The sequence below is a fragment of the Peristeroidobacter agariperforans genome, from assembly GCF_004138335.1.
GTDB classification, from domain to species: Bacteria; Pseudomonadota; Gammaproteobacteria; order Steroidobacterales; family Steroidobacteraceae; genus Steroidobacter; species Steroidobacter agariperforans.
Genome location: NZ_RYFW01000002.1, coordinates 54,348 through 69,482, shown reverse-complemented (window position 1 = coordinate 69,482; position 15,135 = coordinate 54,348). Strand labels below are relative to the sequence as shown.

Here is a 15,135-nt window from a genome sequence, read left to right as displayed (position 1 = left end):
CCGCAAGGACAGTACGGGAACAGCGGCCCGTCATACCCGGCCCCAATGAGCAATTCTGAACACATCGTTCATTTTTTCCGCAGCGACGAAGAGTACGTGCGCGCGGCCGGCTATTTCCTGCGGGAAGGCCTGCTGGCGCACGAGACCTGCGTGGCAGTCGCAACCGCCGAGCATCACCGCCAGCTCGACCGGTATCTGCGCGAGGCCGGGTTGGATCCCGACACGCTCTCGGCCGAATATCGTTACGTGCCGCTGCAAGCCGAACAGCTGCTGCCGACATTCTGCGATGCGCACGCCGGTATCGATCAGGACCGCTTCCATCGCCAGTTCAATCAGCTGATCATTCAGGCGGCCTCACGCGGGCAACCGGTGCGACTTTTCGGCGAAATGGTTTCGTTATTGGCGGAGCAAGGCCGGCCGGCGCTGGCGATCCAGCTCGAAGAGCTGTGGAACGAGCTGAGCCGTCAACACAGCTTCAGCCTGTTCTGTGCCTACAAGGTGTCGCCGTTCACCGAGAATCCGCGCTACCGCAAGCTCCTGCACAGCATTCACAGTCACGTGGTGTGCGAAGGCGCCTGAAGCAGCGGCTCGATCAACTCCATCACCCGGCTCAGAGCGCCGCGATTCGCGGTCACGATGGCATTGGCCTTCGCCCCCATGTCGGCGCGAGCCGCCGGATTCGCGCATAGCTCCAGAACGGCTGCGGCGAGTTGCTCCGACGAGCTCACCTCTCGCGCAGCGCCGCTCTCGATCATCAGTTGCGCGATGTCGGGCGCATTGAAATTGTGAGGCCCGACCAGGACCGGACGCTCGAGCACCGCCGGCTCCAACAGGTTGTGACCTCCGACGGTCGCGATCAAACTGCCGCCCACGAACGCGATGTCGGCCGCGGCATAAAACATCATCAACTCACCGAGCGTATCGACCAGCAACACCGAGGTTGACGGCGTCACTGCTTCATTGCGACTGCGCGAAGCAAATTCGACCTGCTCGCTCTTCAACCAGGCACGCACGGCGTCGAACCGATTTGGATGACGGGGCACGAGCACGAGCAACGCATCGGAGCGTGCAGCAGTCACAGCGCGATGTGCGGCGAGGATCTGTTGCTCCTCACCGTCGTGAGTGCTGCCCGCGACCCAGACGGGACGATTCGCGAACTGCGCAGCTCGCAAAGTTTCTCCTGCCTCGCGCGCCGCCTGCGGGGCTTCGATATCGAATTTCACATTGCCCGTGACCAGGACACGCTGCGCGCCGATCGAACGATATCTCTCGGCATCCTGCGATGTCTGCGCCGCCACTGTGACATTGCCGGAGAGTGCGTCACGAAACAGTGTCGCAAACTTCCGATGCCGGACCGCAGAACGTTCAGAGATGCGTGCGCTCGCGAGCAGAATCGGAATGCGACGACGCTGGCACTCGGCAAACAGATTCGGCCAGATCTCGCGCTCCATCACGACGGCCAGCGAAGGTCGCACACGATCCAGGAAACGACGCACCGCGCCCGGCAGGTCGTAGGGCAAGTAGGCATGACGCACCGAGTCGCCGAACATTGCCCGCACCCGCTGCGCGCCGGTAGGCGTCGCAGTCGTGATCAACAGCGAGTGCTGCGGGTATTTTTTCAGCAGCGCTCGAATCAAAGGCGCGGCGGCCTGCACTTCGCCCACCGACACCGCGTGGATCCACAGGCAAGGGGCACTGCCGGCCGGCGGAACCACCCGCGTGAATCCCAATCTTTCCGACAGCCGGTCCCGATAGGCGGGATCGCGCAGCCCTCGCAAGGCGGTGGCCGCCAGTGCAATGGGCGCAAATACATAAAGGAGTGCGGTATAGACGGAACGCAGCATGTTGTGGTGTTCTTCTATAAGATGGTACCCGCAACTGCTGCCATCTATGAAGTGATGACTACATCACCGCCGGCCCCATCCACTCAGCGCGTGCCGCTCTATCGCTTTCTCGGACCCAGGTTCTGGCCCATCTGGCTGGGGCTCGGCGTGGTGCGCGCCCTGAATGTTTTGCCACTGCGCGTGCAGCTGGCGGTGGGCCGCGCACTCGGACGGCTGGCTTTTCGCTTCGCGCACCGGGATCGCCGCATTGCTTCGATCAATATCGCGCTGTGCCTGCCGGGCTTGTCCGCGCAAGAGCGTGACGAACTGGTCCGCGAACACTTCGAATCGCTGGGCTGCACGCTGCTCGAGACCGGCCTCGTCTGGTGGGCCAGCGACGCGCGCCTGCGCAGGCTCATTCAGTTCGAAGGCGAGGAACATTTGCACGCCGCGCTGGCCAAGGGCCGTGGCGCGCTGATGCTGAGCGCCCACTTCACGACCTTGGAAATGGGTGCGCGCGCACTGACGCTGCTCGGCCCGACCAGCGTCATGTATCTGACGCCCAGCAATCCGCTGATCGCCGAGCTGTCGCGCCGTAACCGGGAAAAACATACCGTCCAGGCGGTCACCAGCGAGCAGATCCGCGAGCTGCTGACCAATCTGAAAAACAATCTGCCGGTCTGGTACGCGCCCGATCAGCGCTACACCGGCAAGAACAGCGAGATCGTGCCGTTCTTCGGCGTGCCAGCCGCGTCCAACGTCGCCACTTCACGACTGGCGAAGATCTCCGGCGCACCGGTGCTACCCTACTTTCCTGAGCGCCGCGCGGACAATTCCGGCTATGTGATCGTGATTCATCCGCCGCTGGAGAATTTTCCTTCCAGCGACCCGGTGGCCGATACGCGCCGCTTTCACGAGCTGATCGAAGATCATGCCCGCCGCAATCCGGCGCAGTACCTGTGGACCTACAAGCGCTTCAAGCGCCCGGACGACGACCCGTATCGACGCTGATGAAGACCCTGTTGCCCTTGCTCCGCCCCCACTATTGGCCGACCTGGCTGGCCCTTGGCACGCTCAAGGCGCTGGAGCCGTTGCCCTATGTTGTGCTGGCGGCGCTGGGCCGCGGTGTGGGCAGCCTGGCGGCGCGTCTCCCTCTGTCCTTCGTGCGCATCGCGCGGACGAACATTGGGATCTGCTTGCCGGAGTTGTCCGATCAGCAGCGCGAGCTGCTGGTCAAGGAACATTTCAAGAGCCTGGGCGTGGGCATTTTCGAGACTGCGCTTTCATGGTGGGCCTCGAAATCGCGCATTGCCAAGCTGACGCAGCTGGAAGGCGTCGAGCATTTGCGAGCTGCCCTGGAGCGAGGCCGAGGGGCCATCCTGCTCAGCGCACACTTCACCACGCTGGAAATTGGCGGCCGGGTGCTGTGCGACGGACACCCCGGCAGTGTCAACGTCATGTATCGGCCGACGGGAAATGCAGTGCTGGAGCGGTTTCTGGCGCGTAACCGCAGCCGCCAAGCCAAGCGGGCGATTCCTCGCGATGACGTCCGCACGCTCATCACGTCGCTGAAGGCGAACGAGCCGGTGTGGTATGCACCCGATCAGGCGTATCGGAAGAAGGGCGCGGAGATGGTGCCGTTCTTCGGTATTCCGGCTGCAACCAATACAGCGACGTCGCGCCTCGCGCGCATGACCGGAGCCGCCGTGCTGCCCTACTTCCAGGAGCGATTACCGAGCGGCAAGTACCGCATGGTGATCTATCCGATGCTGGAAGACTTCCCCAGTGACGATCCGGTCGCGGACGCCAAGCGTTTCAACCATCTGATCGAATTGCAGGTGCGTCGCACGCCCGAGCAGTACCTGTGGATTCACCGCCGCTTCAAAGGGCTCACGCCGGACTATCCGGATTACTACAAGCGCAAACCCACGATCAAAACGTCAGGGTGATGACGATCGTGTCGCTGTACGCGCCAACGTAGGCATCCTGGCGCGCAGGGATTCGGCCATAGACAGTGTGGATGGCCGCCAGCTGAGTGTTGCTGAGGGTCGCCGAATGGCCGGTGCCATCGCCCCAGACCGTGCTCAGGGTCGCATCGGTATAGAGGTTGTAGAGCAGCTGGTGCAGGCCGCTGGTCATCACTCGCTGCTCGTACGTGCCGCTGCCCGTGCTCAACGCGATCGAATACGACGCCGGCTCGTCGCAGGTGACGGTGATAGTTGCAACACTGTCGAGGCTCTGCGCGACAAAGGGATCGTAAGCGCCGAAGGCGATGCCGCTGGTGCTCAACGTACAGCTGGCGGCCCATGACCCGCAGCACAGCAGCGACAGTACGACGCCCGACAAGGCGATGAGCGGCGACCTCATCGTTCGCTCCACCTGCACGCAAAGGCGCCGAGGTGCGGCAACGGATCGTCCGATTCTGGAAAAGAAACCTGCAGGTTGCAGCGTTGCTGACCCCACAGCGCCACCAGTTGATTGCTGGCATCGAGTCCGGTCACGTAAACCTCACCGCCCAACCCCACGGGGAATTCTTCACTGCTCCCGGCAATCGTCACGACGGCGCCGGCCGGCATAGGCTCGCCGTTCTCCAGCACGATATTGAAGACAGCACCGCGGGAGCGTTGCACCGGAAAAGCCAATCGCAACCCGCTGCGCAGGTAGGGTATCGCATCGAGCTGAAGCGTCCCGATGGTCGCATCCATGGGCAGATCGGCTGACTCGATGCGCACCGAGTTGACCTCGTACGGGCGCAGTCGCGAGATCAATGCCACACCTTCGTCATTCGTGCGAGCGACCGCCTGGTTGTCGCGATAGACGTTCACGCCTTCATATCCGGGCACCGTGACGACGGCGAAGCTGCTATCCACGCGCCGGCTGAGGAATGCATCGCCGCCCAGCAACGCGACACCGCCGCTGGCGTGAGCACGATAGCTCGTGGAGTCATCGATCTGCCCCACTCCCACTTCATAGGCGCCGATGCCGCCCTGATACGCGAGCGATGCTTCTCGCAGGTCAGATTCCGCAAATCCACTGACCATGCGATAACCAAAGCCTTCGCCCTGTGGCAGGCCGCGCTGTAAGCGCACGCTCCCGCGGGTGTCATCCGCATCTTTCGAAACAAACAAACTGCCCGTGTCGCGCGATCCGAGCAGCCGGGTGAAATTCAAGCTCGCTATCGACTCCGACGAATCCCCCATGATTCTCACCAGCGACAAACTCAGAAATCCGGCACGGCCGAGCGTCACCCCATAACTTGCATTGATCAGCTCGGTGCGCTCCGCGTCCCGCGGCTCCTGATAGGAATAGCTCACCGATACCGCCCCGGCGCGACCGATCGAGACATTGACGAACGCCTGTGCGATCGCGCGAGGCGCAGGCCGCCCCTCCTCCAGACCGAGCTGGGCAAATTCAGCGCTGCTCCATTGCACCGATGCGCCATAGCCCATGCGCCGTTGCTGTGCTTGAAAGCCGAGATTGAACAGTGAGCCGGTCGCCGAGTTGCGTTGGCTGCCCGCCATGGAAGCGCTGAATACGCCGACGGCCGGCCACAACCATACGCTGCTGATACCGGCCGTCTGCTGCTCTTCCAGCAGCTCGGCGTGCACCTCCGACGTCCAGCGACTCGTCATGCCGCGCCGGAACGTGCCCACGGCCATCGCTCGGCCATAGTTGTTGCTCACCAGGCCGTAGTCTTCACGAATCGCGCCGATCTCATACGAATAGGCGTTCAGCCCGGTGTCGAGCAGACGCGGACTCGCGTAGTAAGGCGCCACGATCACTTGCTCACGGCCCAACAGATCGGTGACGACCAGGCGGGCCTCGCCCTGCCCCGTGACTACCGGCATATCCTGAATCGAGAACGGCCCCGAGGGCACATCACGCTTCAGTCGCAACATGTCGTTCACGTACAGCTCGAGCGTTGAGGGCAGCGCCGCTTCACCTTGCATCGCCGGCCGCGACACACTGCTGAAGCCCGGCTGCGTGGCGAAGTTGGTCGCCCATTGCAGCCCGCCGAAACGCACTGCTCGTCCCCAAGCCCCCGCACCGCTGATCAGATCGCCGGCACGCGCGCTGACCATCTCCTCCGGACGATCGTCGGTCCAGGTAGTCTCCAGGCGAATCAGCCGGTCGCCCTCGGGCAAATCGCGTCGAACGAAGTTGCCGACTGCAACCCCGAAGCCATTGAACACGCCGATCTCCGCCAGAGCGTTGGTCGCGCTGCGCCGTTGATCGCTGGTGGAGAAGACGTCGTAGTTGAAGAATCCGCCCAACGGCGACGGCATCGGCTTCGTGAACACTCCTCGCTTCGCCTCGACGCGGGTCAGCGAGAACAGGACGGCCGGTGCATCGATCAGCAGCAGCTGTTGCTGATCGTCGATTCGGTAGGAAAGACCGTTCAGGCCGTGCAAGGGAGCGAGCAACTCTCCGTCCCAGGACACCACCTCATTGGGAACGTGCAAGCGCCACTGCAACAGGTCTTCACGGCGCACCCAGAGACGCTCCCCGATGCGCGCGATGACCGTTCCCTGCGTCACCCTCTGACCGTTGATGGCCACTGCCAGCAACAGTTCTTCGACTTCTCGCGCGTCGACGATTGCCGGCGCCGCTGCATCGGCGCTCGAGTCGGCCACTGATAGCAGCCCCCAGAGCAGGCCCGCCACGACACCGATGTTATTTTTCTTTTTGCGTCCGGGCATGGGCGGGGCATGAGCATCTCAGGGTCCCGCCACCGCGACGCTGGCCTGCACGTCACCCGCATCGGTTCTTGCTTCGATCCGAATGTCGCTGCCGGCCGCAGGCGCCGAAGTGAGTCGCAGAGCCCATTCGCGACGCTGCCCGGGCAGCAGATAAGCAGTCTCGACCGGCGACGCCACCGGCAATTCCACGCCGCCCGAGAACAGCTTGAATCCCAGCACCTGCACGTGCGCATTGCCGGTATTGACGGATGAGATCCTCAAAGCGTGCGAATCCGGAGTCGAAGTCACATTCGCTTGCCACGTCAGCGCCGTCGTCGGCGCCACGGCCGGAGCGACGAAGACCGGCACGCTCAAGCGCAACGCCACTTGCAGGCCGCGAAACTCCGGCTTCGGCGGGGGCGGCACCTCTTGCAGGATCAATCGGTAACTGCCTTCGATTTGTGCAGCGGTTCGCTGCCGCAGACCGACCCGCACCGTCTGCGATCCACCTGCGGGAACAGTGAATATGGGCGGCGTGGCGAGCAGGTCTCGGCTCGGAACGAGGACGTCTTTGCCGTCCTGCTGCGACCAGGTGACGATCTGCAATTGCACGACGCTGGGCTCGGCGCCGCTGTTACGCACGACCAATGGACTGGTCGTTTGCGTCGCGCTCAAGTTCACCCGAATGGGATTGACTGCAATCGAGCCGGCAAACGCCGGCCCGATCGCTGCAAGGAGCAGCACGCCGCCGAGCAGGCGGCGCGCCGTGCGATCGAACATCGCGTTCATCAGAACGTGACCGTCGCAACCACTGTGTCGGCATAAGCCGTGGCGTCGGAGCCGGCGATCACGTTCTGCTCGGCCGGAATCACGCCATACACAGTCAGATCGGTGGCGGTGCCATCACCCACGTGGTTGAAGCCAGTCGTCGGAGTGTTGCCCCAGACATCCGTGTGAGTAGCCTCGGAATACAGGTGATAGGTCATTCGGCCCGCGCCACCGGCGCCGCCGGCCATCTGACGCACCGGCACGTCAGGCGTGCTGGAGGCGTCGGCATTCGCGCCTTCACCCAATGTCACATAGCCGGCCGTGCCATTCGTGCACAACACGGTCACGGTGCCGGTGCCCTCGAGGTCAGTCGCCGAGGTCGGGTCGTAGGCGCCGAAGGCAACCGGCGCAGTGGAGATCGTGCAGGTCGCCGTCACGGAGGCGGAGACCAGCAGGTTCTCCGTATCGTCGGCCGCGAAGCTGCCGCTCGAGCCGATGATGCCCGCCGTTGCGGCGGCAACCAGGGCCAGGCGGATGTGAAGTCGTCGTGAACTTGCTTTCATCTTAGTCCCTCGAATATTTAGTTGTGTTCAATGAAACGGGTGCCGTGCGGCAATGCGCGGGCACTCAAGTTCTTGACGGCTGAAGAGCGGCGATCTGAATTGGCCCCTGACGCCGGCGTAAGCCATCGGCGCAATCCGTCACACTTGCCCCTACTGATTTCCCCTTGTTTGTGACGGGGTTCCGCAAAGATCCGATAGACAGGCGGCGAACCGCTGCCTTTGCGGAGCAAAAAAGTGAGATCGATTTGGAAAGTAGCGCGTGAGCTAAGTCACGGAAGCCAGCAGCCACTGCCACTGCTGCTCGCCGAATCTCACATCGGCACGCTGGCCTTTGATCTTTTCGAGCGAACGTCGCAAGCGCGCCAGCACCGCCTGCTCCCAGGCGCCGCGCGGCTCGATCCGGCCGCGATCGAAGTCGAGCACATAGACGTCGGGCTGACTTGCGGCGAGCAGAATGTTGTTGGCGTTGAGATCGGCGTGGTGCACGCCTTCGCGATGGAAAGCTGCGATGGTCTTGCCGACGGCGCGCCAGGTCGCTTCGGGTAGGTCGTGACCGGTGATCGCATCGGCGAGCGTGCGAGTGCCGACCAGAAATTCGGTGATCAAATCGGCGCGATACGTCATCCCGCCGCGAACGTAACGAGCTGCGATCGGCGCCGGCACCGGCAGCCCTCGCCGACGCAGCTCGGCGAGCAAGCGCCATTCAGCAAAGGAACGGGTGCGAGCTGCGCCAGTCCACAGGTAGCTGTCCTGCGACAGCTTGGCGATCAGGCCGCCGCGACGATAATGGCGCAGGACCCAGGGAACCGCCTTCGAACCAGCGCGCGCCGTGGCCACGTTCAGCACGGCGATCGAGCTGCGGCCGCCGGCGACCTCCTCCAGCGCGCCGAGCGACGCCCAGTGAGAACGCGAGAACAATTCTTCGACTGGCTTACTTAGACGCGATGCGTCGTATAGGATGCCGCCGCCGGCGGTGGCGATGAATTGCTCGTCGGTCATTCGGACAGCAATGTATAACGACACTCATTCACCTGCCAGCGTCTGCATCCTGCGGCTCTCGGCGATCGGCGATACCTGCCACGTGCTGCCGGTCATCCGCACTTTGCAACGGGCCTGGCCCAGCACCCGATTCACCTGGGTCATCGGCCGTCTCGAGGCCAAGCTGTTCGGCCACCTGCCCGATATCGAGTTCATCGTGGTGGACAAGCGCGAGGGCACGCTGAAAGCACGCGCCAAGCTGCAAGAACAGCTGCGCGGCCGAAGCTTCGACGTGCTCATGCACATGCAGCTGTCGCTGCGCGCGAGCATTCTCTCGACCGCCATTCGCGCGAAAATCCGGCTGGGCTTCGATCGCAGCCGCGCGCGCGAGATGCAATGGCTGTTCACCAACCTGAGCATCGCGCCGGCAGCGCGCCAGCACGTGATGGACAGCTTGTTCGGCTTCGCCGAGAAGTTCGATGTTTATGAGCGGCTGCTGCGCTGGGATATTCCGCTCAGCGCCGACGCCGTCGCTTACGCCGAGCGGATCATCCCCGAGCCCGGCAACACCGTGATCATCAGCCCCTGCTCGAGCCATCAGCTGCGCAACTGGCGGCCCGAGTACTACGCGGAGGTCGCGGACTATGCGGTCGCATCGCTGGGCTTGCGCGTGGTTCTGTGCGGCGGGCCGAGCGAGATCGAGCGGCGCACCGGCGAGCAGATCGTGAGCCTCATGAAGCAGCAATGCCTGAACACCATCGGCCAGGACACGCTGCTGCAATTCTTCGCAACCCTGGAGCGCGCGACGCTGCTGGTCACGCCCGATTCCGGCCCGGCGCACATGGGCACCGCTGCCGGCATTCCCGTGATCGGGTTGTATGCAGCGACCAATCCGGCGCGCAGCGGGCCTTATCTGAGCCGTCAGTGGTGCGTCGACAAGTACGACCTCGCGGCCAAAAGGCTGTTGGGCAAGACCGCCGCCGAGATCCCCTGGACGACCAAAATCGAGCGGCCCGGCGTAATGGACCTGATCACTCCCGACGACGTGATCAAGAAAACGCACTCGCTGCTGCTGAGCCTGGCGCGGAACAAGAAATAAGCTGACCGACGCTCCGGGACAGCTGCTTGAGACAAGGTCGGAACGCTGCGAAACTGATCGGATGTCCGGCACCCCATTTTTACCGATCACGCTCCTGATCATCGCGCGCAACGAAGCGTCCGCGATCGGCCGCTGCCTGGACAGCGTGCCGTTCGCTGCGGAAAAACTGGTGATCGACTCGGGCAGCACCGACGGCACGCAGGAAGTCTCAGAACGTCATGGCGCCCGGGTGGTCCATCAGGACTGGCTGGGCTTCGGACCGCAGCGCAATTTCGCCAGTACCCAGGCCAGCCACGATTGGATCCTGGTGCTCGATGCGGACGAAGCCTTGTCGCCCGAGCTTGCCGGCGAGCTGCGCGAACGCCTGCCGCAACTCATGCAGTCGTCGAACGCCGGCGCGATCCTGCGGCGGCAAACCTGGTACATGGGCGCGCCGATGCGCTGGTACCGACCGATGGTCGGCGAGCGCATGGGCCGCCTCTACCATCGCGGCCGCGCGCGCTGGACCGACGTGCGAGTGCATGAGTCGCTGCGCTTCGACGGCCCGACGCCGACGCTCAAGCACCCCTTCATTCATTTGAACAACCCGACCCTGGTGCACAAACAGCTCAAGACGCTCCGCTATGCCGAGCTGAAGGCGCGAGACTGGCTGGATCGCGGCAAGCCGGTGAACATGTGGATGACGCCGTTTGTTTATTTGAGCGCGTTCATCAAGGACTACTTCCTGCGTCTGGCGTTTCTGGATGGCTGGCGCGGCTTCGTGGTATCGCAGACGGCCGCGACCTACGCGGCCTACAAGCGCATGCGTTACTACGAGATGCGCCGCAATCCGGAGTCGCGAGACATGGCGGCGGAGCTGTTGCACGGTTACGGACTCGACCCTTAACAACTAACACCAGTGATCAAGCACTATCTTCTCTACGGTTCGGAGCGTTACGCGCTCGCCATCCTTCGTCCGCTACAGGAAGCGATCTGGGCGCGCGGACACAAAGCCGCCTGGTTCTTCGACGGCCCGGGCGGCGAAGAGCTGCGGTCGAACGAAACATTCCTTCGCACGACGCGCGAGGTGCGCGAGTTCAATCCGATCGCGGTGCTCACCTCCAGCAACGCCGTGCCGCATTTCTTTCCGGGCGTAAAGGTCGAAGTGTTCCACGGCTTCGATGCCGGCAAGCCGCGCCATATATACATTCGCGGCTTCTTCGATCTGTACTGCACGACCGGCGCTCGCGACACGCAGGCGTTCACCGAGAAGTCGCAAGAGCTGGGTCATTTCGCCGTGAAAGAAACCGGCTGGCCCAAGCTCGATCCGTTCATGCGCGAGCATGGCTCGCCCGAGCCGCCGCCGGTGCGCGCCCAGCCCGTGATCTTGTATCACTCCACATTCTCGCCTTCGTGGAGCGCGGCGCCCATCCTCTACGACAACATCCGTGACATGTCGCGCACCGGGCGTTGGCGCTGGATCGTGACATTGCACCCGAAGAGCGCGCCGGAGACGGTCGCCAAGTACAAGGCGTTGGAGAACGAATATCTCCGCTTCGCCACCGAGGACAATATCCTCGACCTGTTCCCGCAGGTCGACATGATGATTTCCGACACCTCATCCGCGCTCAACGAGTTCCTGCTGACCTACAAGCCGGTCGTAACGTTCAAGAACCGCCGGCCCGGTCCGCAATTGATCGACATCGATTCGCCGGACCAGCTGCTACCTTCCATCGAACGGGCGCTGTCGCGGCCGCCGGAGCTGATGCAGGCGGTCCGCGAGTACGCCGATTCCATCCATCCGTACCGCGACGGCCGCTCCAGCGAGCGCGTGCTCGACGCGGTCGACGAATTCATCGCCGGCGGCGCCCGCAATCGCAAGCCGAAACCGGGCAACTGGTGGCGTAAGATCAAAATCCGCAAGCGCCTGGGCTATTGGGGCCCGGCCTGAGAGTTGACCATGAGCACCGAAATCAAAGTCCCGATTTCCCCCGGCGAACTGATCGACAAGATCACCATCCTGGAGATCAAGGCCGCCAACATCAGCGACGCAACCAAGCTGGCCAACGTCAAGGTGGAACTGCAGCTGTTGCAGGAGACATGGCGCAGTTCACCTCATGCCACGACCGACATCGACGCCGAGTGGCAACAGCTGCGCGACGTGAACAAGAAGCTCTGGGACATCGAGGACGATATCCGCGACAAGGAGCGCCAGAAGCAATTCGATCAGCAATTCATCGAACTGGCTCGCGCCGTCTACATCAGCAACGACGAGCGCGCGGCGGTGAAGAAGACGATCAATACCAAGCTTGGTTCGAAGATCGTCGAAGAGAAGAGCTACGCCAAATACTAGCCGCCAGCGGATGACGGTCGGCGGTCCGATCAGACCGGGAACACCGCCATACTGACCAGGGCCAGGGTAGCGCCGATGATGGCGCCTGCGGCTACATCGGTCGGGTAGTGCAGGCCCAGCACTACGCGTGACGCCGCCACCAGCGTGGCGAACGGCGCCAGCAACCAGGTCAGCTCCGGGAAACTGGAGATGGCCAGGATCGTGAAGCTCACCGCGTGCAGCGTGTGGCCCGATGGAAAGCTGTAACGGTCCAGGGCCGGCGTGCCCGGCACGATGCCGGCGAGCGAGATGTACGGACGCTCGCGCACCAGCCGCGACTTCAGATACTTGTACAGCAGCACGCCGACGCTCCCGACCACAGCCATACGCACGGAAGGCATGACGGCCGTTTCGCCGTAGATCGCCGGCAACAGAAAGATCAGGACGTACCAGAACGCGCCATCGCCGAGTTTGCTGACCGTGGCGAACAGGTCACGGACGAATCGCCGCTGCTGACAGCCCCGGTTCAGACGCAGGCACCACGCATACTCGTACGCGTCGACTCTGCGAAATATTCCATCCACACGTGCCGTAGTCATGACGACTGCTCCTATGATCGAAAGCCGAGACCCTTTCGATACGCTCGTCAAAGGCGTGACTTTTGCTGAGCTACCCGCGACACCTTCGCGCAGTGTCAATTTGCGCTCGACATGCTGCGACAGCTTGACGGCGCCGTGACATTTGTGTGATGGCAGGCCGTAACTGCGCTTGCCTCTCGTTTTCCAGGTATTTCCCGGTAGCAAGCCGCGTTCGGCGTACAATGTGACAGCTATGTGTCGTTGCCACCGCCGATATTTCGTCCCATGCGCCTGCTGCTGATCGAAGACCACCGTGACATCGCCGCCAACATCGCCGAGTTCTTCGAGGCGACGGGCGACACCGTCGAGCACGTGCTCGAGGGCGAGCGTGGGCTGCAGTTGGCGCTGAATCAGCCGTACGACGCGATCGTGCTCGACCTGATGCTGCCCGGCCTGGACGGCTTGTCCTTGTGCCGTCAGCTGCGCCAGGCCGGCCACACGCGCGTGCCGGTGCTGATGCTGACGGCGAAGGACACGCTCCAGGACAAGATCGAAGGCTTCGAGGCCGGCGCCGACGACTACCTGGTCAAGCCGTTCTCGCTCGCCGAGCTGGACGTGCGCCTGAAGGCGCTGCTCCGTCGCGCCAACGTGCCGCCGGCGCAACGACTGCTGACCGTCGGCGATCTCACATTCGATCTGGACACGCTCGAAGCCGAGCGCGGCGGCGAGCGCATCAAGCTCAATCCGACCACCCGTCGTCTGTTGATCGTGCTGTTACAAAACTCGCATCGCGTGGTGACGCGCCAGGAGCTGGAGAAGGAGCTGTGGGGCGATCAGCCGCCGCAGGGAGATTTCCTGCGCGCCCACATGCATGCGCTGCGCACGGCCATCGACAAGAACTTCACGACCAAGTTGCTACACACCGTTCATGGCACCGGTTATCGACTTTCGGCGGAACCGCCTCGTCCGTAGGGCGATCGAGTGGTTCGCGCAGCTCAGCCTGCGCGCACGCATCGCGGGCACGATGATCGCGCTGCTCGCCGGAGCAGGCTTGATCCTGAGCGCCTGGGCCTATCTCGCCGACGAGCGCCTGAAACGAAACATCACGCTCGATCTGCTCTCCGAAGAGCTCACGCACTTCGAACAGCGCTTGCACGCGGATCGAGGCGCCGAGCCCCTGCGCTCCGCGCGCCTGAGTATTTATCGATCCAGCGATCTCGCCGAGTTGCCCCGACACATCGCCATGCTCAAGCCCGGCGAAATGCACCGCGTGCGCAACGGCAAACGTTTGCTCGACGTGCTGGTGCGCGATGGCAATTTCGGCCGGCTCTACATCACTTACGACGTGACCAGCTACGTCGTCCAGGAAAGGATCGCGTTGTTCGTGCTCGGTCTCGGCGTGGTCGGCGTCGTCATCGTTGCCGGCCTGGCGGCGACGGCCATCTCGCGCCGGCTGGTCGAGCCCGTGACCGTGCTGGCCGATCGACTCACGCAGATCGATCCGGGCCAACGACACGTCCGCATCGGCGCGCAGTTCGCGGGCAACGAGCTCGAGCCGATCGCCCGCTCCATCGACACCTTCATGGAGCGGCTCGACGGCTTCGTCGAGCGCGAGCAATCGTTCACTGCCACCGCCAGCCACGAATTGCGCACGCCGCTCGCGGTCATGCGCGGAGCGGTCGAGCTGCTCGAAACGCAGACCGCCGGGCAGCCCGGCGCGAGCAAGGCCCTCGCCCGCATCCAACGCGCCGTGCGCGAGATGACTGAATTCACCGACGCGCTGCTCGCCCTGTCGCGCGAGCCCCAGCTCATCGCGCCGGCCGAGACGACTTGCGATGTCTATGCAGTGCTGGCGCGCGTGGTCGAGGACCAGCGCAGTGTTGCACCGGAAAAGCACATCGTCGTCGAGCTTCGTGGCGGGCCGCTGCGCGTCGCCGCCCCGGAAAGCATGGTCGCCATGACCCTGGGCAACCTGGTGCGCAACGCCGTCCAGCACGGCGCTGGCGCCGAGATCCTGTGCCGTTCCCAGGGCCGCGAACTGGTGGTCAGCAATGCGGGCGCCCTGCCCGCCGGCCAGCTGGAAAACATCCCGCCGCGCTTTACGACGCATCCGGGCGGCCACGGCATGGGCCTGTACCTGGTCCGGCGCATTTGCGAGCGCTACGGCTGGGCGATCCGACTGGAAAATGCTGGCAGCGGCGTGACCGCGACCGTGAATTTCTAGAAGCGGTTAGCGGTTGGCGGTTAGCGGTTGGCGGTGGGTTAAAGAGCCGGAACTGAAGGCTTTTTTCTGACTAACCGCGAACCGCGAACCGCTAACCGCCAACCGCTATGTG

16 protein-coding genes are annotated in these 15,135 nt (G+C 63.5%); 9 read left to right on the top strand and 7 right to left on the bottom strand.

Annotated elements, in window-relative coordinates:
• Nucleotides 1-45 precede the first annotated feature (45 nt).
• Nucleotides 46-579 carry an MEDS domain-containing protein gene (locus tag EK373_RS14210; RefSeq protein WP_129643935.1) on the top strand — a complete coding sequence of 178 codons (534 nt, stop codon included), beginning with the start codon at nucleotides 46-48 and terminating at the stop codon, nucleotides 577-579.
• On the opposite strand, the gene waaA is transcribed toward EK373_RS14210, so the two are convergent.
• A complete protein-coding gene (waaA, locus tag EK373_RS14205) occupies nucleotides 555-1,844 on the bottom strand; it encodes a lipid IV(A) 3-deoxy-D-manno-octulosonic acid transferase (protein ID WP_129643932.1) in 1,290 nt (429 codons plus the stop codon). The two genes, EK373_RS14210 and waaA, sit on opposite strands and share 25 nt — an antisense overlap.
• Before the next feature lie 21 nt (nucleotides 1,845-1,865).
• Here waaA and EK373_RS14200 point away from each other — a divergent pair, with 21 nt between their 5' ends.
• On the top strand, nucleotides 1,866-2,834 hold the full coding sequence (locus EK373_RS14200) for an LpxL/LpxP family acyltransferase (RefSeq protein WP_198683341.1): 969 nt from the start codon (nucleotides 1,866-1,868) through the stop codon (nucleotides 2,832-2,834).
• Nucleotides 2,834-3,772 carry an LpxL/LpxP family Kdo(2)-lipid IV(A) lauroyl/palmitoleoyl acyltransferase gene (lpxL, locus tag EK373_RS14195; protein ID WP_129643927.1) on the top strand — a complete coding sequence of 313 codons (939 nt, stop codon included), beginning with the start codon at nucleotides 2,834-2,836 and terminating at the stop codon, nucleotides 3,770-3,772. Before EK373_RS14200 ends, lpxL begins: the two co-directional genes overlap by 1 nt.
• On the opposite strand, the gene EK373_RS14190 is transcribed toward lpxL, so the two are convergent.
• The 5 genes from EK373_RS14190 to EK373_RS14170 all read right to left on the bottom strand — a co-directional run bounded on the left by EK373_RS14190 (nucleotide 3,756) and on the right by EK373_RS14170 (nucleotide 8,832).
• Entirely contained in the window at nucleotides 3,756-4,190 is a 435-nt protein-coding gene (locus EK373_RS14190; RefSeq protein WP_129643925.1) for a Csu type fimbrial protein, read from the bottom strand. The two genes, lpxL and EK373_RS14190, sit on opposite strands and share 17 nt — an antisense overlap.
• Nucleotides 4,187-6,523: a fimbria/pilus outer membrane usher protein gene (locus EK373_RS14185; RefSeq protein WP_129643922.1), complete on the bottom strand. Its 2,337-nt coding sequence runs from the start codon at nucleotides 6,521-6,523 to the stop codon at nucleotides 4,187-4,189. The genes EK373_RS14190 and EK373_RS14185 overlap by 4 nt, the downstream gene beginning before the upstream one ends.
• A gap of 18 nt (nucleotides 6,524-6,541) precedes the next feature.
• Entirely contained in the window at nucleotides 6,542-7,291 is a 750-nt protein-coding gene (locus EK373_RS14180; protein WP_129643919.1) for a fimbrial biogenesis chaperone, read from the bottom strand.
• Nucleotides 7,291-7,833: a Csu type fimbrial protein gene (locus EK373_RS14175; protein ID WP_129643916.1), complete on the bottom strand. Its 543-nt coding sequence runs from the start codon at nucleotides 7,831-7,833 to the stop codon at nucleotides 7,291-7,293. Before EK373_RS14175 ends, EK373_RS14180 begins: the two co-directional genes overlap by 1 nt.
• Nucleotides 7,834-8,097: 264 nt before the next feature.
• Nucleotides 8,098-8,832, bottom strand: coding sequence for a 3-deoxy-D-manno-octulosonic acid kinase (locus EK373_RS14170; RefSeq protein ID WP_129643914.1), 735 nt, complete (start codon nucleotides 8,830-8,832; stop codon nucleotides 8,098-8,100).
• Nucleotides 8,833-8,842: 10 nt separating this feature from the next.
• On the opposite strand from EK373_RS14170, the gene EK373_RS14165 reads away from it, so the two are divergent.
• From EK373_RS14165 to EK373_RS14150, 4 genes are all read left to right on the top strand, one after another.
• A complete protein-coding gene (locus EK373_RS14165) occupies nucleotides 8,843-9,910 on the top strand; it encodes a glycosyltransferase family 9 protein (RefSeq protein WP_129643911.1) in 1,068 nt (355 codons plus the stop codon).
• A 61-nt stretch (nucleotides 9,911-9,971) separates the two neighbouring features.
• Entirely contained in the window at nucleotides 9,972-10,796 is an 825-nt protein-coding gene (locus EK373_RS14160) for a glycosyltransferase family 2 protein (RefSeq protein ID WP_129643908.1), read from the top strand.
• A gap of 12 nt (nucleotides 10,797-10,808) precedes the next feature.
• A complete protein-coding gene (locus EK373_RS14155) occupies nucleotides 10,809-11,840 on the top strand; it encodes a CDP-glycerol glycerophosphotransferase family protein (RefSeq protein WP_129643905.1) in 1,032 nt (343 codons plus the stop codon).
• A gap of 9 nt (nucleotides 11,841-11,849) precedes the next feature.
• On the top strand, nucleotides 11,850-12,242 hold the full coding sequence (locus EK373_RS14150; RefSeq protein WP_129643902.1) for a DUF6165 family protein: 393 nt from the start codon (nucleotides 11,850-11,852) through the stop codon (nucleotides 12,240-12,242).
• 29 nt (nucleotides 12,243-12,271) lie between these two features.
• Here the strand turns inward: EK373_RS14150 and EK373_RS14145 are convergent, their stop codons facing one another.
• Nucleotides 12,272-12,820 carry a phosphatase PAP2 family protein gene (locus tag EK373_RS14145; protein ID WP_129643899.1) on the bottom strand — a complete coding sequence of 183 codons (549 nt, stop codon included), beginning with the start codon at nucleotides 12,818-12,820 and terminating at the stop codon, nucleotides 12,272-12,274.
• Between the two features lie 264 nt (nucleotides 12,821-13,084).
• Here EK373_RS14145 and EK373_RS14140 point away from each other — a divergent pair, with 264 nt between their 5' ends.
• Nucleotides 13,085-13,771, top strand: coding sequence for a response regulator transcription factor (locus EK373_RS14140; RefSeq protein ID WP_129643896.1), 687 nt, complete (start codon nucleotides 13,085-13,087; stop codon nucleotides 13,769-13,771).
• Nucleotides 13,728-15,023 (top strand): sensor histidine kinase, encoded by a 1,296-nt coding sequence (locus tag EK373_RS14135; protein ID WP_198683340.1) that lies wholly within the window; start codon nucleotides 13,728-13,730, stop codon nucleotides 15,021-15,023. The genes EK373_RS14140 and EK373_RS14135 overlap by 44 nt, the downstream gene beginning before the upstream one ends.
• The last annotated feature ends 112 nt before the right edge of the window (nucleotides 15,024-15,135 follow it).